The 20,580-nt window shown below is 72.6% G+C and carries 18 protein-coding genes; 10 read left to right on the plus strand and 8 right to left on the minus strand.

Annotated features, from left to right (window positions below; all coding sequences use genetic code 11):
* Window positions 1-89: 89 nt before the first annotated feature.
* The gene (locus ACIGEZ_RS02385) at window positions 90-1,847 is read left to right on the plus strand and encodes an NAD+ synthase (protein ID WP_399824807.1); all 1,758 of its coding nucleotides are present in this window, start codon (window positions 90-92) and stop codon (window positions 1,845-1,847) included.
* Here the strand turns inward: ACIGEZ_RS02385 and ACIGEZ_RS02390 are convergent, their stop codons facing one another.
* The 3 genes from ACIGEZ_RS02390 to ACIGEZ_RS02400 form a co-directional block, all read right to left on the minus strand.
* Window positions 1,848-2,942 carry an endonuclease/exonuclease/phosphatase family protein gene (locus tag ACIGEZ_RS02390; protein WP_399824809.1) on the minus strand — a complete coding sequence of 365 codons (1,095 nt, stop codon included), beginning with the start codon at window positions 2,940-2,942 and terminating at the stop codon, window positions 1,848-1,850.
* A gap of 184 nt (window positions 2,943-3,126) precedes the next feature.
* The gene (locus tag ACIGEZ_RS02395) at window positions 3,127-3,885 is read right to left on the minus strand and encodes a TetR/AcrR family transcriptional regulator (protein ID WP_399824810.1); all 759 of its coding nucleotides are present in this window, start codon (window positions 3,883-3,885) and stop codon (window positions 3,127-3,129) included.
* Between the two features lie 26 nt (window positions 3,886-3,911).
* A complete protein-coding gene (locus ACIGEZ_RS02400; RefSeq protein WP_399824812.1) occupies window positions 3,912-5,522 on the minus strand; it encodes an MFS transporter in 1,611 nt (536 codons plus the stop codon).
* Between the two features lie 188 nt (window positions 5,523-5,710).
* Here ACIGEZ_RS02400 and panB point away from each other — a divergent pair, with 188 nt between their 5' ends.
* The 3 genes from panB to ACIGEZ_RS02415 all read left to right on the plus strand — a co-directional run bounded on the left by panB (window position 5,711) and on the right by ACIGEZ_RS02415 (window position 8,561).
* Complete coding sequence (gene panB / locus ACIGEZ_RS02405; RefSeq protein WP_399824813.1) at window positions 5,711-6,574, plus strand: 3-methyl-2-oxobutanoate hydroxymethyltransferase; 864 nt, start codon at window positions 5,711-5,713, stop codon at window positions 6,572-6,574.
* Between the two features lie 134 nt (window positions 6,575-6,708).
* The gene (locus ACIGEZ_RS02410) at window positions 6,709-7,710 is read left to right on the plus strand and encodes an ATP-binding cassette domain-containing protein (RefSeq protein WP_399824815.1); all 1,002 of its coding nucleotides are present in this window, start codon (window positions 6,709-6,711) and stop codon (window positions 7,708-7,710) included.
* Window positions 7,707-8,561: an ABC transporter permease gene (locus ACIGEZ_RS02415; RefSeq protein ID WP_399824816.1), complete on the plus strand. Its 855-nt coding sequence runs from the start codon at window positions 7,707-7,709 to the stop codon at window positions 8,559-8,561. The genes ACIGEZ_RS02410 and ACIGEZ_RS02415 overlap by 4 nt, the downstream gene beginning before the upstream one ends.
* A 64-nt stretch (window positions 8,562-8,625) precedes the next feature.
* Here the strand turns inward: ACIGEZ_RS02415 and ACIGEZ_RS02420 are convergent, their stop codons facing one another.
* A complete protein-coding gene (locus tag ACIGEZ_RS02420) occupies window positions 8,626-11,922 on the minus strand; it encodes a BTAD domain-containing putative transcriptional regulator (protein ID WP_399824818.1) in 3,297 nt (1,098 codons plus the stop codon).
* Window positions 11,923-12,236: 314 nt separating this feature from the next.
* Between ACIGEZ_RS02420 and ACIGEZ_RS02425 the strand changes: the two genes are divergently transcribed.
* On the plus strand, window positions 12,237-13,031 hold the full coding sequence (locus tag ACIGEZ_RS02425; RefSeq protein ID WP_399824820.1) for a site-2 protease family protein: 795 nt from the start codon (window positions 12,237-12,239) through the stop codon (window positions 13,029-13,031).
* Window positions 13,032-13,063: 32 nt separating this feature from the next.
* Here ACIGEZ_RS02425 and ACIGEZ_RS02430 read toward each other — a convergent pair whose 3' ends face one another.
* A complete protein-coding gene (locus ACIGEZ_RS02430; protein WP_399824822.1) occupies window positions 13,064-13,243 on the minus strand; it encodes a hypothetical protein in 180 nt (59 codons plus the stop codon).
* Window positions 13,244-13,330: 87 nt separating this feature from the next.
* On the minus strand, window positions 13,331-14,023 hold the full coding sequence (npdG, locus tag ACIGEZ_RS02435) for an NADPH-dependent F420 reductase (protein ID WP_399824823.1): 693 nt from the start codon (window positions 14,021-14,023) through the stop codon (window positions 13,331-13,333).
* Between the two features lie 101 nt (window positions 14,024-14,124).
* Between npdG and ACIGEZ_RS02440 the strand changes: the two genes are divergently transcribed.
* Window positions 14,125-14,733: a hypothetical protein gene (locus tag ACIGEZ_RS02440; RefSeq protein WP_399824825.1), complete on the plus strand. Its 609-nt coding sequence runs from the start codon at window positions 14,125-14,127 to the stop codon at window positions 14,731-14,733.
* A gap of 240 nt (window positions 14,734-14,973) precedes the next feature.
* Window positions 14,974-16,254, plus strand: coding sequence for an MFS transporter (locus ACIGEZ_RS02445; RefSeq protein WP_399824827.1), 1,281 nt, complete (start codon window positions 14,974-14,976; stop codon window positions 16,252-16,254).
* Between the two features lie 113 nt (window positions 16,255-16,367).
* On the opposite strand, the gene ACIGEZ_RS02450 is transcribed toward ACIGEZ_RS02445, so the two are convergent.
* Window positions 16,368-16,607 (minus strand): hypothetical protein, encoded by a 240-nt coding sequence (locus tag ACIGEZ_RS02450; RefSeq protein WP_399824829.1) that lies wholly within the window; start codon window positions 16,605-16,607, stop codon window positions 16,368-16,370.
* A gap of 58 nt (window positions 16,608-16,665) precedes the next feature.
* Here ACIGEZ_RS02450 and map point away from each other — a divergent pair, with 58 nt between their 5' ends.
* Entirely contained in the window at window positions 16,666-17,523 is an 858-nt protein-coding gene (gene map, locus ACIGEZ_RS02455; protein WP_399824831.1) for a type I methionyl aminopeptidase, read from the plus strand.
* A 116-nt stretch (window positions 17,524-17,639) separates the two neighbouring features.
* The gene (locus ACIGEZ_RS02460; RefSeq protein ID WP_399824832.1) at window positions 17,640-18,293 is read left to right on the plus strand and encodes a heme oxygenase (biliverdin-producing); all 654 of its coding nucleotides are present in this window, start codon (window positions 17,640-17,642) and stop codon (window positions 18,291-18,293) included.
* 69 nt (window positions 18,294-18,362) lie between these two features.
* On the opposite strand, the gene ACIGEZ_RS02465 is transcribed toward ACIGEZ_RS02460, so the two are convergent.
* On the minus strand, window positions 18,363-19,049 hold the full coding sequence (locus tag ACIGEZ_RS02465; protein ID WP_399824834.1) for a PhzF family phenazine biosynthesis protein: 687 nt from the start codon (window positions 19,047-19,049) through the stop codon (window positions 18,363-18,365).
* A 374-nt stretch (window positions 19,050-19,423) separates the two neighbouring features.
* Between ACIGEZ_RS02465 and efeO the strand changes: the two genes are divergently transcribed.
* On the plus strand, window positions 19,424-20,578 hold the full coding sequence (gene efeO, locus ACIGEZ_RS02470) for an iron uptake system protein EfeO (RefSeq protein WP_399824836.1): 1,155 nt from the start codon (window positions 19,424-19,426) through the stop codon (window positions 20,576-20,578).
* Window positions 20,579-20,580: the final 2 nt, after the last annotated feature.

The following is a 20,580-nucleotide window of genomic DNA, read 5'->3' on the forward strand; positions in this document are numbered from 1 at the left end:
GCGCGGCCGGGGGTTCCCGGTAGGAAGCCATGGGGCTCCGCGGGCGTTCTCCAGGACATCGCGTCGAATTGACGATTAGACTGGGGGGCGTGCCTCAACTACGCCTCGCCCTTAACCAGATCGACTCGACCGTCGGCGATCTCGCCGGGAACGCCGAGGCCGTCGTCCAGTGGACGCGGCACGCCGCCGAGCAGGGCGCGCATCTCGTCGCCTTCCCGGAGATGGTGCTGACCGGCTATCCCGTGGAGGACCTCGCGCTGCGCCCCTCGTTCGTGGAGGCCTCCCGGGAGGCCCTGCGGGCGCTCGGGCGGCGGCTCGCGGACGAGGGCTTCGGGGAGCTGCCCGTGGTCGTGGGCTACCTCGACCGGTCCGAGCGGGCCGAGCCCCGGCTCGGCCGGCCCGCAGGGTCGCCGGAGAACGCGGCCGCGGTGCTGTACCGCGGCGAGGTGGTGCTGCGCTTCGCCAAGCACCACCTGCCCAACTACGGCGTCTTCGACGAGTACCGCTACTTCGTGCAGGGCGACACGCTGCCCGTGATCCGCGTCCACGGCGTCGACGTGGCCCTCGCCATCTGCGAGGACCTGTGGCAGGAGGGCGGCAGGGTCCCGGCGGCGCGCAGCGCCAAGGCCGGGCTGCTGCTGTCCGTCAACGCCTCGCCGTACGAGCGGAACAAGGACGACACGCGGCTCGAACTGGTCCGCAAGCGGGCCCAGGAGGCCGGCTGCACCACCGCGTACCTCGCCTCGACCGGCGGTCAGGACGAGCTGGTCTTCGACGGCGACTCGATCGTCGTCGACGCGTCCGGCGAAGTGATCGCGCGCGCCCCGCAGTTCGCCGAGGGCAGTGTCGTCCTCGATCTCGACCTGCCGGCGGCCCTCGCGGACGCGCCCGGGGGGATCGTCGACGACGGGCTGCGGATCGACCGGGTGGTGCTGTCCGAGGAGCCGCTGCCCGCGTACGAGCCGGAGGTGACGGGTGGATACGCGCAGCGGCTCGACGACGACGAGGAGGTGTACTCGGCGCTTGTGGTGGGCCTGCGGGCGTACGCCGCCAAGAACGGCTTCCGGTCGGTCCTGATCGGCCTGTCCGGCGGCATCGACTCCGCCCTCGTCGCCGCCATCGCCTGCGACGCGGTCGGCGCGCGGAACGTGTACGGCGTGTCGATGCCCTCGAAGTACTCCTCGGACCACTCGCGCGGCGACGCCGCCGAACTGGCCCGCCGCACCGGCCTGAACTTCCGCACCGTCTCCATCGAGCCGATGTTCGACGCCTACATGGGCGCCGTCGGTCTGACCGGGCTCGCCGAGGAGAACCTCCAGTCCCGGCTGCGCGGCACCCTGCTGATGGCCCTGTCCAACCAGGAGGGCCACATCGTCCTCGCCCCGGGCAACAAGTCCGAGCTGGCGGTGGGCTACTCGACCCTGTACGGCGACTCGGTCGGCGCGTACGGCCCCATCAAGGACGTCTACAAGTCGGACGTCTTCCGCCTCGCCCGCTGGCGCAACCGCGCCGCCGAGGACCGCGGCCAGACCCCGCCCATCCCGGAGAACTCGCTCACCAAGCCCCCGAGCGCCGAACTCCGCCCCGGCCAGGTCGACACGGACTCGCTCCCGGACTACGACGTCCTGGACCGCGTCCTCGCGCTCTACGTCGACCGCGACCGCGGCAGGGACGAGATCGTGGCCGCCGGTTTCGACGAGGAGCTGGTGACCCGCACCCTGCGCATGGTGGACGCGGCGGAGTACAAGCGGCGCCAGTACCCGCCGGGCACCAAGATCTCCGCGAAGGGCTTCGGCAAGGACCGCCGGCTGCCCATCACGAACCGCTGGCGGGAGACGCGCTCCTGACTAGAGCTGGACGCGGGCGGCCACCGGAAGGTGGTCGCTCCTCGTCTCCGGGAGCGTCCACGACGACATCGGCTCGACGCCCTTCACCATGATCTGGTCGATGCGGGCCATCGGGAACGACGCCGGCCAGCTGAAGCCGAAGCCGTCGCCCGCCGCGCCCTGGGTGGAGCGCAGCTGCGAGGTGACCGCGTTGAGGGCGCGGTCGTTCATCGTGCCGTTGAGGTCGCCGAGCAGGACGATCCGCTGGTGCGGGTCGTGGGAGATGGCCTCGCCCAGGGCGTTGGCGCTGTCGTCGCGCTGGTTGGCGGTGAAGCCCGCGTTCAGCTTGACCCGTACGGACGGGAGGTGGGCCACGTACACCGCCACCTCGCCCGCCGGGGCGGCGACGGTGGCGCGCATGGCGCGGGTCCAGCCCAGGCGGATGTCCACCGACTGCGGGTCGCGCAGCGGGTACTTGGACCACAGGCCGACGGTCCCCTGCACGGAGTGGTACCTGTACGTGCCGGCCAGGCCCTCCTCGTACACCGGGACCATGTCGCCCTTGAGTTCCTCGAGGGCGACCACGTCCGCGCCGGACGCGGCGATCTGACGTGCCGTGCCCTCGGGGTCGGGATTGTCGGCGTTCACGTTGTGCGACACGAGGGTCAGGTCGCCGCCGGCGGCCGACTTGTCGGTGATCAGGCCGCCGAAGAGGTTGAGCCACACCACGGCCGGCAGCAGCAGGGCGATCAGCGCGGTCACGGAGCGGCGCAGCAGGGCGAGCAGGAACAGCAGCGGCACGAACAGGCCGAGCCAGGGCAGGAAGGTCTCCGTCAGGCTGCCGAGGTTGCCGATCCGGTTGGGGATCTCGGCGTGAAACACCATCAGGAACGTGAGCAGCACGGCGCACAGGGCGAGGAGGATGCCGCGCCGCCAGATGCCGCGGTCGCCGCGCAGCCGGGCGAGCCGGGCGGCGAAGCCGGAGCGGGGTCCGGAGCCGGTTCCGTGGCCGGGCCCGAAGCCGGGTCCCGAGCCGGTCGGGGAGCCGGGCCGGGAGGCGGGGCGGGAGCCGGATCCCTCGTCGTGCGGCTCGCCGCCGTTCTCGGTCTCCGTCATGTCCACCCGCGCCATCATTGCCGTCCTCACTGCCTTGCTGTGCGACCCGGTCTCGACACTAGGCGATGGACGGGTCGGTCGTACTCCTCGTGGGACGACAGAGCCGCGTGGCGGGTTCCTGCAGGTGGCGCGGGGCGTCCGGCTGTGACAGAACGCGCACATTTCGTCCGGGGCGCCCGGTCCGTCATTCCGGCGGGCGCAGGCCCGCCAGGACGGCGTCGACGATCTGCCCGGGAAGGCCGGGTTCCAGGGTGGCGCCGGGGCGGATGACCGTGCGCAGGAGGAGGGGGCCGACGAACAGGTCGTTGACCAGCTCGACGTCGAGATCGGCGCGCAGCTCGCCCCGCTCCATCCCGCGCCGGATGGCGTCAAGGCCGGTGCGGCGGCGCGGCTCGATGACGGTGTGGTGGTAGGCGGCCCACAGCTTGGGATACAGCTGCATCTGCGAGAAGACGTTGTGCAGCAGCGCGGAGGTCCGCTTGGCCAGCCCGCGCTGGCGCAGCGACTCCAGGAGCGCGATGAGGTCGTCCCGTACCGAGGTGCCGGGCAGCACCGGGTCCGGGGGCTCGACGGAGCGCAGCAGGTCGACGAAGAGCTCCTCCTTGCCGGGCCACCGCCGGTAGATGGTGGCCTTGCCGACCCCGGCGGTGCGGGCGATCTTCTCGATCGACACGTCGGCGAGCGGCACACCGTTCTCCAGGAGCCCGATCGCCGCCTCGAGGATCGCCTGCTCCGCCGCCTCGCTGCGCGGCCGTCCGCGCCGTACGACGGCGGTGCCGGCCTCCTCACCGGGTGCGGGCGCCGGGCCGCAGCCGGCGAACGGGGCCGGGACCTGACGTGCGGACGCGGCGGCCGCCGGGGCCGGCTCGGGGGCCGCGGCCCCGGGGCCGTCCGGTCCCGCGGCCGCCCCTGCCGAACCCGTCCGGCCGTTCTTCTGCGTCACGTCCGTTCCGCCTCTCCCACTGGTGGCTACCTCGGAACCGATTCTCCCGCTTCGGCGTGCTCGCCCGGTACGGCGGCCTGCTCCGGGGCCTCGGGGGCGCGGCCGGGCAGGAAGAGGGCGACGACCACGGCGCCGAGGACGGCGACGCCCGCCGAGGCGACGGCCGTGACGTGCATGGCGTCCAGGAAGGCCGCGTACGCGGGGGCCACCAGCTCGCGGCCGGCCGGGCCGAGCTTGTCGGCGACGGCGAGGGTGGCCTCGATGGACTCGCCCGCCGCGTCACGCAGCGCGGGCGGGACCGCGCCGAGGTGGCCCTCGATCTCGCCGCGGTAGGTGGTGGACAGGACGGAGCCGAGCACGGCCACCCCGAGCGCGCCGCCGACCTGCCGGAAGGTGTTGTTGATGGCCGATCCCGAGCCGGCCTTCTCGCGCGGCAGGGTCTGCATCACGGTGACCGTGACCGGCGGCATGATGTGCGCCATGCCCGCGCCCTGGACGAAGAAGACCAGCTCCATCAGCCATACCGGCGTGTCGGCGTCGAAGATCGCGAACGCGGCGAGACCCGCGGCGATGAGCAGCATGCCCGCCGTGCACACGGCCCGCGCGCCGAAGCGTTCGACGACGAGCCGGGCCCTCGGTGCGAACACCATCTGGGCGACGGCGAGCGGCAGGATCAGCAGGCCGGACTCCAGCGCGCTGTAGCCGCGCACGCTCTGCAGGTAGAAGGCGGAGAAGAAGGTCACGCCCATGAGGGCGAAGAAGACGAGCGCGATAGCGGCGACGGCGGCCGCGAACGGGGGCTTGCGGAAGTAGGAGACGTCGAGGGCCGGGTGGTCGCTGCGCTTCTCGTGCAGGACGAAGCCGACGAGTACGGCGAGGCCCGCGAGGCCCGGCAGCAGGACCTCGGGATCGGTGAAGCTCGCCAGCTCGCCGCCGCGGATGATCCCGTACACGAGCAGGACGAGGCCGAGCACGGAGAGCAGCACGCCGGGCAGGTCGATCCGGCCGGGCCGCGGGTTCTTCGAGTCGGGCACCAGCCAGGTCATGAGGACCAGGGCGAGGAGCACGACCGGCACGTTGACCAGGAAGATCGAGCCCCACCAGAAGTGCTCCAGGAGGATGCCGCCGGTGATCGGGCCGACCGCGATGGCGAGGCCGACGCTGCCGGCCCAGATGCCGATCGCCTTGGGCTGCTCCTCGCGCTCGAAGACGTTCATGAGGACGGCGAGCGTGGCGGGCATGACGAAGGCGGCGCCGAGGCCCATGACCGCGCGGTAGGCGATGAGCTCGCCCGGGCTGCCGGAGAACGCGGCGAGCGCGGAGCCGAGGCCGAAGACGACGATGCCGAAGAGCAGCACCTTCTTGCGGCCGAGGCGGTCGCCGAGCAGCCCTGAGGTGAAGAGCAGGCCGGCGAAGACGAGCGTGTAGGAGTTGATCGCCCACTCCAGCTCGCTCTGGGTGGCGCCGATGCCGGTGGGCGCGGGGCTGGAGATCGTCTTGACGGCGACGTTCAGGATCGAGTTGTCGAGGACGACGATCAGCAGGCTGAGCATGAGGACGCCGAGGATCGCCCAGCGGCGGCGATGCACGGCCTCGGGGACACGGGGCACGGCGAGTTCAGGAGACGGCTGAGACATGTTCCTCACTCTAGCCTCATTTCGATACGGGACCGTCTCGTATCGAAATCCTGGGAGATTCTTTACGTTGCCGTGGTGTGAACAGCGCCACTGCGCCCCACTTCCCCGCCCACCGGGCGAAGTGCCACCATGGACGTGGTCCGGGGACGCCACAGGGCGCCTCGAGATGACAAAAGGAGCCGTTCACCATGACGCTTCAGGCTGCCCAGAAAGCGCCCACCGACAGCAGCAAGGCGCTGTACGGAGGGAAGGGCACCCGCCGCATCACCGTCCACGACATCGCCGCCGCCAAGACCCGCGGCGAGAAGTGGCCCATGCTCACCGCCTACGACGCCATGACCGCGTCCGTCTTCGACGAGGCCGGCATCCCGGTGGTCCTCGTCGGCGACTCGATGGGCAACTGTCACCTCGGCTACGACACCACCGTGCCCGTCACGATGGACGAGATGACGCTGCTCTCCGCCGCGGTCGTACGGGGCACCAAGCGCGCCCTCGTCGTCGGCGACCTCCCCTTCGGCTCGTACCAGGAAGGGCCCGTCCAGGCCCTGCGCAACGCCACCCGGCTGGTCAAGGACGCGGGCGTCGGAGCGGTCAAGCTGGAGGGCGGCGAGCGCTCCCTCCCGCAGACCGAGCTGCTCGTCCAGGCCGGCATCCCCGTCATGTCCCACCTGGGCCTGACCCCGCAGTCCGTGAACACCATGGGCTACCGGGTGCAGGGCCGCTCCGACGAGGCCGCCCACCGGCTGCTCAGCGACGCCAAGGCGGCGCAGGACGCGGGCGCCTTCGCCGTGGTCCTGGAGCTCGTCCCGGCCGAGCTGGCCGCCGAGGTCACCCGCTCCCTGCACATCCCCACGATCGGCATCGGCGCCGGCCCCGACACGGACGCCCAGGTCCTCGTCTGGACCGACATGGCCGGTCTGACCGGCGGCAAGGTGCCGCGCTTCACCAAGCAGTACGCCAACCTGCGCGAGACGCTCGGCGACGCCGCGCGCGCGTTCGCGGAGGACGTGGCCGGCGGGGCGTTCCCCGCCGAGGAGCACAGCTTCCACTAGTCCGCGGCGGGTCAGTCCGCGGCACCCCGCCGACGGACACAGGCCGCCACCGACACACACCGACAGCCCGCCGACGGTCCCCGTCGGCGGGCTGTCGGCCGCCTGTCGGTGCGTTGTCGGTGGCGGCCTGTTCCATGGTGGCCATGACGCGATCACACACCAACGCCGTCGAGGTCCGGGGCCTCGTGAAGCACTTCGGCGAGACCAGGGCCCTCGACGGGGTCGACCTCGATGTCCGCGAGGGCACCGTGCTCGGGGTCCTCGGCCCCAACGGCGCCGGCAAGACCACCCTCGTCCGCTGCCTGTCCACCCTTCTCGTCCCGGACGCCGGGACCGCCTTCGTCGCCGGCTACGACGTGGTGAAGCACCCCCGCCAGCTGCGCCGCACGATCGGCCTCACCGGCCAGTACGCCTCGGTCGACGAGAAGCTGTCCGGCTGGGAGAACCTCTACATGATCGGGCGGCTGCTCGACCTCTCCCGCGCCGACGCCCGCCGCCGCGCCGACGAGATGCTGGAGCGCTTCTCGCTCACCGACGCCGCCAAGCGCTCGGCCATGACGTACTCCGGCGGCATGCGGCGCCGGCTCGACCTGGCCGCCTCGATGATCGGGCAGCCGGCCGTGCTCTACCTGGACGAGCCGACCACCGGCCTCGACCCGCGCACCCGCAACGAGGTCTGGGACGAGGTCCAGCGGATGGTCGCCGAGGGCGTGACGGTGCTGCTCACCACCCAGTACATGGAGGAGGCGGAGCAGCTCGCGAACGAGCTCACGGTCATCGACCGCGGCCGGGTCATCGCCAGGGGCGGGGTCGACGAACTCAAGGCGAAGGTCGGCGGCCGGACCCTCAAGGTCCGCCCGGTCGACCCGGACCAGCTGTCCGCGATGGCCGCCGCCCTGCGCGAGACCGGCCTCGACGGCGTCGCGGGCGCGACCGTCGTCCCCGACGAGGGCGCGCTGTACGTGCCGATCCTCGCGGACGAGCAGCTCACCGCCGTCGTGGCGCTGCTCGGTGCGCGCGGCTTCGGCATCGCCCACATCGGCACCCATCTGCCCAGCCTGGACGAGGTGTTCCTGGCGATCACCGGCCAGAAGACCGCCGTTTCCGACGCGATCAGCGAGGAGGTCGCCGCATGAGCACGACCACTGTCACCAAGTCCCCCGTCGGCACTCCCGGCCCGGGCCCGGCGCGCCCCGCCCCCGCCGCCGAGGGCCGGATCGGCCTGCGCGGCAACCTCCGCCACATCGGCGCCCTGGCCCGCCGCAACGCGCTCCAGATCAAGCAGGACCCGGAGTCGATGTTCGACGCCGTCCTGATGCCGGTCATCTTCATCCTGCTGTTCGTGTACGTCTTCGGCGGCGCGATCGCCGGCAAGGGCAACAACGAGGTCTACGTCAACTACGTGACGCCCGGCCTGATGGCGATGATGGGCATGAACATCGCCATGGCCGTCGGCGTGGGCATCAACGACGACTTCAAGAAGGGGGTCATGGACCGGTTCCGGACGATGCCGATCGCCCGGTCCTCCGTCCTGATCGCCAAGATCGTCGTCGAGGTCGGCCGGATGCTGGTCGCCACCGCGATCCTGCTCGGCATGGGCTTCCTGCTCGGCCTGCAGATCCACACCTCGGTGCTGCACCTCTTCGCGGCGATCGGCCTGTCGATGGTCTTCGGAGCCTCGCTGATGTGGATCTTCATTCTGCTCGGACTCACCCTGAAGACGGCGCAGGCCGTGCAGGGCATGGCGATGCTGGTCCTGATGCCGCTCCAGTTCGGCTCCTCGATCTTCGCCCCGACGGCCTCGATGCCGGGCTGGCTGGAGACCTTCACCGACTACAACCCGCTGTCGAACCTCGCCGACGCCGCCCGCAACCTGATCAACGGCGGCCCGGTCGCCCACTCGGTGTGGATGACCCTCGGCTGGGCGGTCGTCATCACCGTCGTGACGGCGCCGCTCGCGGTCTCCAAGTTCCGCAAGAAGACCTGACGGACGGTCCGAGGGGTCTCACCCACGAGATCCCGGGGACGGGGGGCTCCGGACTCGGCGCGCCTCAGATCGCGTCGGCGGCGCGTTCGAGCAGGGCGGCGGCCTTCTCCAGGGAGAGGCCGCCGCCTTCGGCGTGGGCGGCCTCGAACTCGGCGTCGTCGGCGAGGGCGGCCCGCGCGAGAGCGGTCGCCCGGGCCACGTTCTCCCGCTCGACCGGCGAGGGCAGATGGCCGGGCGGCATCAGCACCTCGTACGCGCCGAGCAGCATCGCGGCGGTACGGGCCGCGGGCCGGTCGCCCGGGCCCGCGAGCGCCCAGGCCGCGGAGATCAGGTGGATGGCCGGCATCTGCGGGGCGACCATCAGCGACAGCGCCCCGAGGGAGCGCTCGTACGCGCGCCGGGACAGCGCGAACGCCGAGGCGTACCGCTCGTCGAGGTTGTCCACCCAGCCCAGGCTGCCGAGCGTGAAGCCCTCGAAGACGGAGAAGGTCTCCGAGCGGAACTCCTCGAGCAGGCGCAGCAGATGCTCCCGTGCCTCGGCGGTGCGTCCGGTGCGGCCGAGCAGCATCGCCAGGAAGATCCGGGCGGCCAGCATCGGCTCGTGGCCGCGGCCGTGCTCGCCCTCCACGACCTCGCGCAGGATCCGCTCCGCCTCCTCCTTGCGGTCGGTCTCGATGAGCATGTCGGCGTAACGGGCACGGAGCAGCGCCATCTGGGACTGGGCGCCGATGCGCTCGGCGTAGCCGATGGCGGCCGCGAAGTCCTCGGCCGCGGCGTGGAACCGAAGGCGCCGCTCGCGGGCCTCGGCCCGCGAGGACAGTGCCTCGGCCGCGCCCCATGCGTCGTCGAGGCGGACGAAGATCTCCAGGCTCTCCTCGGCGTCGGCGGCCGCCCGCTCGGCCAGGTCGGCGCGGTTGGCGAGCAGATTGGCCCGCAACTGGAGGGCCTGGCCGAGCTCCCAGTCGTAGCCGTAGCGGCGGCAGGCGTCGACGTTGGCGTCCAGGGCCTTCTGCATGAGGCCTGGTTCGCCGATGAGGAGGACCCCGAAGACGGCGAAGGAGCCGGGCAGCCGGCAGGTCTGCGGCAGGCCCGGCGGATAGACGGCGGTGATCCGCCGCAGCCGGGCCACGCCCTCGGGGGTGGTCCAGCGCCCGGTCTCGTGGTCCATGTTGATCAGTTCGATCAGCCGCACCCCCCGCCGGGCCTCCCACAGCTGCTCCTCGGTGAGCGGCGGGGGCGCGGCCGTGACCCGCTCGTGCAGCGGCACGACGGGGGCGACGGGCGGCGCGAACGGGTCGGGCCCGAGGGCGGCGACGGCCTCGGCCCAGTGCAGGGCGTCGGCACGCAGGTCGCGCATCTGCCAGTACCAGAGCAGCGCGTGCACCAGCACCAGGGCCTCGTGCTCGTCGCGTGCGGCGACGGCCCGGCGCAGGGCGGTGCGCAGGTTGCCGTACTCGACGCCGAACCGGGCGATGGCGGGGACCTGGCGGCCAGTGCGGAGTTCGGGGTCGGTGAGGCGGGCGAACTCCCGGTAGTGGACGAGGTGCCGCCGCTCGGCGACCGCCCGGTCCCCGGCCTCGTCGAGCCGCTCGGCGGCGTACTCGGCGACGGTCTCCAGGAGGCGGTAACGCATCTCGCTCTCCCCAGGAGTCGCGACGACGAGCGACTTGTCGACGAGGGAGCCGAGGACGTCGAGCAGGTCGATGCGGTCGTGGGGTCCGTCGCCCGCCGCCCCGCAGACCGCCTCCGCCGCTTCCAGGTCGCAGCCGCCCGTGAACACCGAGAGCCGCCGCAGCACCGCCCGCTCCGGCTCGTCGAGCAGGTCCCAGGACCAGTCGACCACCGCCCGCAGCGTCTGCTGCCGCGGCAGCACCGTCCGCGCGCCCGACGTCAGCAGCCGGAACCGGTCGTCGAGACGGTCCGCGATCTGCCGCGCCGTCAGCATCCGCAGCCGCGCCGCCGCGAGCTCGATCGCCAACGGCAGGCCGTCGAGCCGCCGTACGATCTCCGCCGCCGCCTCCACGTCCTCCTCCACCCGGAAGCCCGGCCGCACCGCGGCACCCCGCTCGCCGAACAGCCGCAGCGCCGGCCCGGCGGGCAACGGGCCCAGCGGCCACACCGACTCCCCCGGCACCCCCAGCGGCTCACGGCTCGTCGCCAGCACCGTCACCCCCGGACAACGCTCGAGCAGCACCTCCGCCAGCTGCGCCGCCGCGCCCACCACGTGCTCGCAGTTGTCGAGCAGGAGCAGCATCCGGCGTCCGGCGCAGTGTTCGACGAGGCGGCCGGTCGGGTCCTCGCCCAGGCGCAGTTCCTCGGCGCCGGCGCCGCGCAGGACGGTCTCGCGGGCGCCGACCGCGCCGAGTACGGCCTCGGTGACGGCCTCCGGGTCGGTGACGGGGGCGAGTTCTACGAGCCAGACGCCGTCGGGCCACGCTCCGCCGACGCGTTCGGCGGCCTCCTGGGAGAGGCGGGTCTTGCCGACGCCGCCGGGCCCGAGCAGGGTGACGAGCCGACCGGACCGCAACTCGTCGGCCAGGCCGTCCAGTTCGTCGTCCCGGCCGAGGAAGCTGGTGAGCCGGGCCCGGAGGTTGCCGAGGGCCGCGGGCGCGGCGACGGGAGCGGGGGCGGGCGGGGTCTCGGGGAGGGCGAGCAGTTCGGCGTGCAGGGCCCGGAGCGCGGGCGAGGGGTCGGCACCCAGGCGCTCCGCGAGGCCGCGGCGCACGGTCTCGTACGCGGCGAGGGCCTCCGCCGAGCGGCCGGTGTCGCGCAGCGCGCGGATGTGCAGGGCCTGGAGCGGCTCGTCCAGCGGGTGGCCCTCGGCGAGGGCGGTGAGTTCGGGCAGCACCGCGGCGGCCTCGCCGAGCGCGAGGGCGGTGGCCAGACGGGCCCGGCGGGCGTCGAGACGGCGGGTCTCCCACCGCGCCGCCTCGGCCGCGCGGTCGGGGAGGTCGGCGAGGGCCGGTCCCTTCCACAGCCCGAGGGCCTCGTCGAGGAGCCGCGCGGCGCGCTCGGGCCGGCCCGCGTCCAGCTCCCGTACGCCGTCGCCGGCCAGCCGCTCGAAGCGGAACAGGTCGACGTCCTCGCGTACGGCGGCAAGCCGGTACCCGCCCTCGGTGGAGAGGATCCGCTCGTGCCCGAGCGCCCGCCGCAGCCGCCCCACCAGGGCCTGCAGCGCGGCGACCGCGTCGGCCGGCGGCTCGGCCCCCCACACCTCGTCGACCAGCACCCCCACGGGCACCGCCCGGCCGGCCCGCAACGCGAGCACGGTGAGCAACGCACGCACCCGCGGCCCACCGACGGCGACGGCGATGCCTTCTGACGTGTGGGCCCGAGCGGGACCGAGGACGGAATAGCGCACGGCCCCATTCTCCGCGAGGCGCGACGGAGGGGGAGCGGGGACCCTGCGGACCACGGCCGGAGCGGACCTTGCGGACCACGGCCGGAGCAGGCCCTGCGGACCATGGCCGGAGCGGACGCTGCGGACCACGGCCGGAGCGACCCCGGCGGGCGCGGGCCGGAGGGACCCCGGCGGGCGCGGACCGGAGCGACCCCGCCGGGCGCGGACCGGAGCGACCCCGCCGGGCGCAAGCCGGAGCGGGGACCCGGGTCAGGAACCCCGCTCGTCGCCCGGTACGTTTCCCGCACATCAGCCCACCGTCTTCAGGAGCCCGCATGAGCACGGCGACCACCCGCCACGACGACCGGAGGATCAGCTCCGTCTTCCTGGCGATCCTCGCGGTCATGGCCGTCACCGGCTGGGCCGTCTGGAGTGACTTCGCGGCCTCACCGGGCCTCGCGATCTTCCTCTTCGTGACCTCGGCGTGGATCGTCTCGCTCTGTCTCCACGAGTACGCGCACGCCCGCACCGCGCTGCACGGCGGTGACATCACCGTCGGGGCCAAGGGCTACCTCACCCTGAACCCGCTCGCCTACACCCACGCCGTACTGAGCGTCATCCTGCCCGTGCTGTTCGTGATCATGGGCGGTATCGGTCTGCCGGGCGGCGCGGTCTTCATCGAGCGGGGCCGGGTGCACGGCCGCTGGAAGCACAGCCTGATCTCCGCCGCCGGCCCGCTCGCGAACGTGCTCTTCGCGATCGTCTGCACCGCGCCCTTCTGGCTGGACGCCCTCGACGGCGTGCCGGTCCCCTTCCAGTACGCGCTCGCGTTCCTGGCGTTCCTCCAGGTCACGGCCGCGCTCCTGAACCTGCTGCCGGTGCCGGGCCTGGACGGGTACGGGGTGGTCGAGCCCTGGCTGTCGTACCACGTCAAGCGGCAGATCGAGCCCTACGCGCCGTACGGCTTCTTCGTCGTGATCGCGCTGCTCTTCGTCCCGGCGATCAACGGGGCCTTCTTCGACGCGATCGACGCCCTGATGCGGGCGCTGGGCGTGCCCGAGCTGTCGCGCTACTGCGGGTCGAACCTGTTCCGGTTCTGGGAGGACGCGCCGGAGATCTGCCTGGTCTAGGACCGGACAGGCCCCAGGGGCGTCTCGCCCCCCTAGCCCTCCGTCGTGCGGGCGGTGCGGGCGCGGCGGATGTAGTACCAGGCCATGTTCGAGGAGAGGCCGGCCAGCAGCACCCAGACGATGCCGATGAAGCTGCCCTGGGCGAAGGAGACGACGGCCGCGGCGACGGCGAGCGCGCAGACGACCAGGGCGTAGAGGGCGAGGCGGGGCATGGGGGTCAGCTCCTGTCCGGGTACGGCGATGGTGCCCGTCCAGTGTCCCCCATGCCCGCCGCTGCCCTGCGCGGGGCCGGGCCGGGCTCAGACGTCCGTGACGCGCAGGCCCGCGTGGGCCTTGTAGCGGCGGTTCACCGAGATCAGGTTGGCGACCAGCGACTCCACCTGGTGGGCGTTGCGCAGCCGGCCCGCGAAGACACCGCGCATCCCGGGGATGCGGCCGGCCAGGGCCTGGACGATCTCCACGTCCGCGCGGGCCTCGCCGAGCACCATGACGTCGGTGTCGATCTCGTCGATGGACGCGTCCTGCAGCAGGACGGCCGACAGGTGGTGGAAGGCCGCGGTCACCCGGGCGTCCGGCAGCAGCGCCGCCGCCTGCTCGGCGGCGGAGCCCTCCTCCGGCTTCAGCGCGTAGGCGCCCTTCTTGTCGAAGCCGAGCGGGTTGACGCAGTCGACGACCAGCTTGCCGGCCAGCTCCTCGCGGAGCGCCTCCAGCGTCTTGGCGTGACCGTCCCACGGCACGGCGACGATCACGATGTCGCTGCGCCGGGCGCACTCGGCGTTGTCGGCGCCCTCGACGCCGAGGCCGAGCTCGTCGGCGGCGGTCCGGGCGCGTTCGGCCGCGCGCGAGCCGATGATCACCTTCTGGCCGGCCTTGGCGAGGCGGTAGGCGAGGCCGCGGCCCTGGTCGCCGGTGCCGCCGAGGACGCCGACGACGAGGCCGGAGACGTCGGGGAGGTCCCAGGGGTCCTTGGGTGCAGTGGTGGAGGAAGTCATGGCCTCGACATTACTGGCCGGTCGCCCGGGAGGTCCCCGTACGGGTGAGTCCGGGTCGAACGCCCGCGCGCGGGGGTACGCCTGGGGCAGCATGCGGGGCCATGGACGCCGTACGTGTCGCGCTGCTGCGTGAAGTGCTCGCCGGTACGGAGTGGCCGGCGGCGGCCCGCCGCTTCGCGGGCTCGCTCCGCTCCTCCGTCGTGTCGCACGGGGGCGGGCTGCTGCTCGTCGGGACGGAGGAGTACGAGCCGTGGCACCTGGCCGCGCACCTGGTGGACGAGTCGGCCTGGTCGGGCCGCCCCGAGCTGGCGCCGACGCTGGTACGGCACCGGGTCCGGCCGGGCGACCCGGCGCACCTGGCCGTCGGGCTCGGCCGGATCGAGTCGGCCGGGCGGGGCGCGACGCTCCTTCTGGTGGCCCCGTCCCGTCCCGGCGAGGGCCTGCTCGAACGGGTCCACGACGCCCGGCGGGCCGGGGCGACGGTGCTGTCCCTGGACGGCGGCGACGACACGGAACTCCTCGGCCTCTCCCACGAGACGCTGACCGTCGCGGCGGACGCGGGGGTGGACCTGGACACGGTCCAGCACCTGGTGAGCGCCGCCGCCGGTGAGAACTGCCTCCCCCCGGCACCCCGCGGCCGCCTCCGCTTCCGCGACCGCCTGTCCCGCCTCGCCGACCACCTGACGGCCCCGCCGCCGGGGCGGTGGTGAGGGTGGGCCGGACCGGTGACCACCCGCCCGCGCGCCGCCGCCGGTGAAGCCGGTCCGGGAGCGCTCGCGCCCCTGAGCCGCGTCGGCGGGGGGACGCGCCGACCGGGGCCGGTCCGCGTCGGCCCGCGCCGGCGCCGACCGGGGCCGGTCCGCGTCGGCCCGCGCCGCGACCGCCGGCGCCGCGCCCGCGGCCCGTAATTCGGTTGCCCCGGGCACGCGGTCCGCCGAGCATGGCACCTCGTGAAACGCCTGCTCCCCGATCTCGCGCCCTGGCGCGCCTCCCGTGACTTCCGGCTCCTGTGGGTGCAGGGGATCGTCGCCTTCTTCGCGAGCTTCATGGCACTGATCGCGCTGCCGCTACAGATCAAGGAGCTGACCGACTCGCCCTTCGCGGTGGGTGCGATGGGCGCCGTCGAGCTCGTGCCGCTGGTGGTGTTCGGGCTCTACGGCGGGGCGCTCGCCGACGCCGTCGACCGGCGCAGGGTGATCGTGGCGACCGAGGCGGGGCTCGGGCTGCTCGCCCTGGTCCTGCTGCTCAACGCGCTGCTGCCGCGGCCCATGCTCTGGCCGCTGTACGTCGTCGCCGCCGGCGTCTCCGCACTCGCCGGGCTCCAGCGGCCCGCGCTCGACTCGCTGATGGCCCGGATCGTGCCGCACGAGCAGCAGACCGCGGCGGCCGCGCTGAACTCGCTGCGCTGGCAGGTGGGCTCCATCGCCGGGCCCTCGCTCGCCGGACTGGTCGTGGCGTACGCCGGACACGCGCCGGCCTACGCGGTGGCCGCCGGCGGGTTCGCCGTGTCGGTGCTGCTGTGTCGCCGGCTCTCGCCCGCGCCGCCCGCGCACGACGCCGACAAGCCCTCGCTGCGCGGGATCGTGGAGGGCGCGCGGTACGCGTGGTCGCGGCCGGTGCTGCTCGGCACGTACGCGATCGACCTGGCCGCGATGCTCTTCGCCTTCCCCAACACGATCTTCCCGTTCCTCGCGGACGAGCTGGACGCGGAGTGGTCGCTGGGCCTGATGTACGCGGCCGGGTCGGTCGGCTCGCTCGTCCTCGGACTCACCAGTGGGTGGACGTCCAGGGTGCGGCGCCACGGCCTCCTGGTCGTGGCCGGGGCCACCGGGTGGGGGCTCGCGATCGCGGCCGCCGGGTGGTTCCCGAACGTCTGGCTGGTGCTGGTGTGCCTGGCGTTCGCGGGCGCGGGGGACATGCTGAGCGGGCTCGGGCGCTCGACGATCTGGAACCAGACGATCCCCGAGGAGCTGCGCGGGCGGCTCGCGGGGATCGAGGTCCTCTCGTACAGCGTGGGCCCGCAGCTCGGCCAGGTCCGCGCGGGCACGATGGCGGGCTGGACGGGCACCCGGTCCGCGGTCTGGTCGGGCGGTGTGGCGTGTGTGGCCTCGGTGGGGCTGCTGTGCCTCGCCCTGCCGAAGCTGCTCGCGTACGACGCGGAGACGGACGAGGACGCCCTGCGCCGCAAGGCACAGCAGGAGGCGGAGCAGGAGGCCGTCGCAAGCGCCTGATCCCGCAGGCGCGCCTGACCCCGCAGGCACCTGACCCCGTAGGGCCTCGGCCCGTAGGGGCTCGGCGCGGTCGAATCCCCTACGGGAGGTCAGGCCCAGGGGCCGGACGGGTCCTAGTCCGTGTCCTCGTCCCTGCCGTCCTTCGCCGCCTGGTCGTGCCAGCGCGGGTCGGTGTCCCACTCCAGGTTGCGGTCCTGGGCCGTCTCCATGGCGTGGGTGGCTTCCTCACGCGTCTCGTAGGGGCCGAAGCGGTCCTTGGCCGGGCACTCCGGGCCCTCCTCGACCTTCCCGTGCTTGAGGCAGTAGTACCACTCGCCCGGCTTGCCCACCGTGCGCCGCTTGAACAGGGCCATCTTCGGCTCCTTCCTCCGTCACCATGCTGCCCCAGACGCGGTCGTTAGACTCGCTGACATGTCTGGCCAGTCGCTTCTCGTACCGGGGGAGCTCTCCCCCCACCGTTCCGTTCCGGGGTCCATCCGCCGCCCCGAATACGTCGGAAAGCCCGCCCCCACCCCGTACTCCGGGCCCGAGGTGCAGGACGCCGACACCATCGAGCGGATGCGGATCGCCGGCCGTATCGCCGCGCAGGCGATGGAGGAGGCCGCCAAACACATCGCCCCGGGCGTCACCACGGACGAGCTCGACCGGGTCGCCCACGAGTACATGTGCGACCACGGCGCCTACCCCTCCACGCTCGGCTACCGCGGCTTCCCGAAGTCGCTGTGCTCCTCGGTCAACGAGGTCATCTGTCACGGCATCCCCGACTCGACCGTCCTGAAGGACGGCGACATCGTGAACCTGGACGTGACCGCCTACATCAACGGCGTCCACGGCGACAACAACGCCACCTACCTGTGCGGCGACGTCGACGACGAGTCCAGGCTGCTCGTCGAGCGGACCCGGGAGTCCCTGAACCGGGCGATCAAGGCGGTCAAGCCGGGCCGCCAGGTCAACATCATCGGCCGGGTCATCGAGTCGTACGCCAAGCGTTTCGGCTACGGCGTCGTGCGTGACTTCACGGGGCACGGCATCAACTCGTCCTTCCATTCCGGGCTGATCATTCCGCACTACGACTCCCCGCACCACACCACGGTCATCAAGCCCGGCATGACCTTCACGATCGAGCCGATGCTGACGCTCGGCACGCACGAGTACGACATGTGGGACGACGGCTGGACCGTGGTGACCAAGGACCGCAAGCGGACCGCGCAGTTCGAGCACACCCTCGTGGTGACCGAGACCGGGGCCGAGATCCTCACGTTGCCTTGACGTGGTGGAGGGGTAGCTTCTTTACCGACAGGACGTCGGGAACCAGTTGACTTAGGTAAGCCTAACTCGGCAGGATCGTGGTGGTTCCCGACCCCCTACGGTCCCGGAGGCACCCCTTGGACACGCCGTTCTCGACGCTCATCCGCACCGCCTCGCACGAGCAGCACACGGAAGCGGAGTCGTCGTCGTTCATGAGCGACCTCCTCGGCGGACGCCTGGCCGTGGACGCCTACGCGCGCTACACGGAGCAGCTCTGGTTCGTGTACCGCGCCCTGGAGGAGGGCGCGGAGGCCCTGAAGGCCGACCCCGTCGCCGGGCCCTTCATACAGCCGGAGCTGTTCCGCACCGCCGCCCTGGAGCAGGACCTCGCCCATCTGCGCGGTCCCGGCTGGCGCGCCGGTCTCTCCCCGCTTCCCGCCACCGAGGCGTACGCGGCACGGGTCGCCGAGTGCGCCCGCGACTGGCCTGCCGGCTATGTGGCGCACCACTACACCCGCTATCTGGGCGACCTGTCGGGCGGTCAGATCATCCGCGACAAGGCCGAGCGCACCTGGGGCTTCACGCGCAAGGGCGACGGCGTGCGGTTCTACGTCTTCGAGGGGATCGCCAACCCCGCCGCGTTCAAGCGGGGGTACCGGGAGCTGCTCGACCGCGTGAACGCCGACGACCTGGAGAAGCAGCGGATCGTCGACGAGTGCAAGCGGGCGTTCGACTTCAACGGAGCGGTGTTCCGCGAGCTGGCCGGGGAGTTCCCGCTCAGCGCCGCCTGATCCTCCCCTCGCCCCCTGATCCTCCCTGGCCCCCTGCTCCTCCCTGGCCCCCTGCTCCTCTGAGGATCCTCAGAGCGTGATCGTGCGCTCCAGGCGGACCCTGCCGCCCAGTTCCACGATGCCGCCCGGACCCGGGGCCGTGAGCAGCTGCGAGCCCCGGCCCTGCGTGATGTTCAGCGCGCGGCCCAGCTGCGCGGTGAGCAGCAGCGCCGCCGCGCCCGTCGCCTCGTCCTCGTCGATGCCGTCGCCGCGCCCCGGGAACGCCCTCGCCCGCACCCGGCCCGCGGCCTCGTCCTCCCAGGCCCAGGCGTAGATCCACTCCCCCGGCTCCGGGACCTTCAGGGCCTCCACCTCGACGGCCGAGGCGTAACGCCTCAGGGTGCGCGGCGGGGCCCATTCGGCGCGGGCCTCGATCCAGGTGAACTCGCCGTCGCCGCGTACCCAGACCTCACCGGCCGGCGGGCAGATCACCTCGAGGTCGAGCAGCCAGGCCGCGCCGACGAGCGGGTGGCCGGCGAAGGGGAGGCGGAGTCCGGGCGTGTAGATGTCGACGTCGCCCCGCTCCGGGTCGTCCACGAACACCGTCTCGCTGAACCCGAGCTCCTTGGCGAGCGCCTGCCGCGAGGCCTCGTCGGGGTGGCCGCGCCCGTCGCGGACGACGCCGAGGGCGTTGCCGTACCGGCCGTCGCCCGCGCAGAAGACCCGCAGCACGTCGATGTCGGTGGCGGCGGAACGGCTCGTGGCGGTCGTGTTCATGGCGGAATTCAACCATCCATCCCTCCCGTTCGGCCGGTCCTGCGCACCTCGGCGGCCCGGGCGGCACCGGCGCGCTCGACGGGGAGTTGCCGAGCCGGGTCCACCGGCAGCCGGTGAAGGTGTTTCCGCATCCGCGGACCGGCGCCGCTGCTCGCGCTACCGACGCGTACCCCAAATCCTGACAAGTCCCCCGCCTTGACCACTCCTTGACCAAGCCGTGAAATCCCCGTGAGCCGCCCGTGACCGGGCCGTGTCCGGCGCGCCGGACCTGAGAGCTGAATCACTGGACGGGTGGGTATGGCTGAGGTAAGCCTCGGTTAAGTTAGGTCCGCCTTCCTGCCGTCCCTGTTCCCGTCCCCCCAGTGGAGTCGTCCATGCGAGCCGTCCGTCTCTCCGTCGTCACCGCCGCCGTCACAGCGGCGACCCTGGCCGCCGTCACGGGCTGCACCCAGAAAAGCGACTCCAAGGCCGACGACGGCGCGATCCAGGTGATCGCGAAGGACGACTCCTGCGAGGTCTCGAAGAAGGACTTCCCGGCCGGCCACCTGAAGCTGAACGTGGAGAACCGCGGCGAGAAGGTCACCGAGGTCTACGTCCTCTACCCGGACGGCCGGATCGTGACCGAGCGGGAGAACATCGGCCCCGGCACCAAGGCCACCATCACCGCGGAGATCAAGTCCGGTGACTACGAGATCGCCTGCAAGCCCGGCATGAAGGGCGACGGCATCCGCCAGAAGGTCACCGCCAGCGGCGGCGCCGCGGCCGCCAAGCGCTCCCCCGAGATGGACGCCGCCGTCGCCGCCTACCGCCAGTACGTGCAGGCCCAGGCCGACGAGACGCTGCCCAAGGTGAAGGTCTTCACCGACGCCGTCCGCGCCGGTGACATCGAGGCCGCCAAGAAGGCGTACGCCGAGTCCCGCATCGGCTGGGAGCGCACCGAGCCGGTCGCCGAGTCCTTCGGCGACATCGACCCGAAGGTCGACGTCCGCGAGGACGGCCTGGAGGCCGGCCAGGACCCGGCGAAGGACTGGACCGGCTGGCACCGCCTGGAGAAGGCGCTGTGGCAGGACAAGAAGATCGGCGACCGCGAGAAGCAGCTCGCCGACCTCCTCGACAAGGACCTCGCGGACTGGGTGAAGCGGGTCGGCAAGGCCGACATCACCCCGACCTCCATGGCCAACGGCGCCAAGGAGCTCCTCGACGAGGTCGCCACCGGCAAGGTCACCGGCGAGGAGGAGCGTTACTCCCGCACCGACCTGGTCGACTTCAAGGCCAACGTCGAGGGCGCCCAGAAGTCCTTCGAGCTGCTCAAGCCGGTCGCCACGAAGAACGACGCCAAGCTGGTCGCCGAGCTCGACAAGCAGTTCGCCGCCCTGAACGCCCTGCTCGACAAGTACCGCACGGACAAGACGAGCTACGTCTTCACCTCGTACGAGAAGGTCGGCAAGGAGCAGCGCAAGGAGCTGTCGGACGGCGTCAACGCGCTGGCCGAGCCGCTCTCCAAGCTCGCCGCCGCCGTCGCGAAGTAGGG

Origin of the sequence: Streptomyces sp. NPDC085481 (assembly GCF_044541845.1) — a bacterium.
GTDB lineage: Bacteria > Actinomycetota > Actinomycetes > Streptomycetales > Streptomycetaceae > Streptomyces.

Coding starts and splice junctions, on each gene's coding strand:
- ACIGEZ_RS02415 (WP_399824816.1), top strand. CDS start 7,707: ATGAGCACGACCACTGTCACCAAGTCCCCCGTCGGCACTCCCGGCCCG.
- ACIGEZ_RS02400 (WP_399824812.1), bottom strand. CDS start 5,522: ATGTCTCAGCCGTCTCCTGAACTCGCCGTGCCCCGTGTCCCCGAGGCC.
- map (WP_399824831.1), top strand. CDS start 16,666: ATGTCTGGCCAGTCGCTTCTCGTACCGGGGGAGCTCTCCCCCCACCGT.
- npdG (WP_399824823.1), bottom strand. CDS start 14,023: ATGACTTCCTCCACCACTGCACCCAAGGACCCCTGGGACCTCCCCGAC.
- ACIGEZ_RS02465 (WP_399824834.1), bottom strand. CDS start 19,049: ATGAACACGACCGCCACGAGCCGTTCCGCCGCCACCGACATCGACGTG.
- ACIGEZ_RS02390 (WP_399824809.1), bottom strand. CDS start 2,942: ATGACGGAGACCGAGAACGGCGGCGAGCCGCACGACGAGGGATCCGGC.
- ACIGEZ_RS02430 (WP_399824822.1), bottom strand. CDS start 13,243: ATGCCCCGCCTCGCCCTCTACGCCCTGGTCGTCTGCGCGCTCGCCGTC.
- ACIGEZ_RS02440 (WP_399824825.1), top strand. CDS start 14,125: ATGGACGCCGTACGTGTCGCGCTGCTGCGTGAAGTGCTCGCCGGTACG.
- panB (WP_399824813.1), top strand. CDS start 5,711: ATGACGCTTCAGGCTGCCCAGAAAGCGCCCACCGACAGCAGCAAGGCG.
- ACIGEZ_RS02425 (WP_399824820.1), top strand. CDS start 12,237: ATGAGCACGGCGACCACCCGCCACGACGACCGGAGGATCAGCTCCGTC.
- ACIGEZ_RS02450 (WP_399824829.1), bottom strand. CDS start 16,607: ATGGCCCTGTTCAAGCGGCGCACGGTGGGCAAGCCGGGCGAGTGGTAC.
- ACIGEZ_RS02410 (WP_399824815.1), top strand. CDS start 6,709: ATGGTGGCCATGACGCGATCACACACCAACGCCGTCGAGGTCCGGGGC.
- efeO (WP_399824836.1), top strand. CDS start 19,424: ATGCGAGCCGTCCGTCTCTCCGTCGTCACCGCCGCCGTCACAGCGGCG.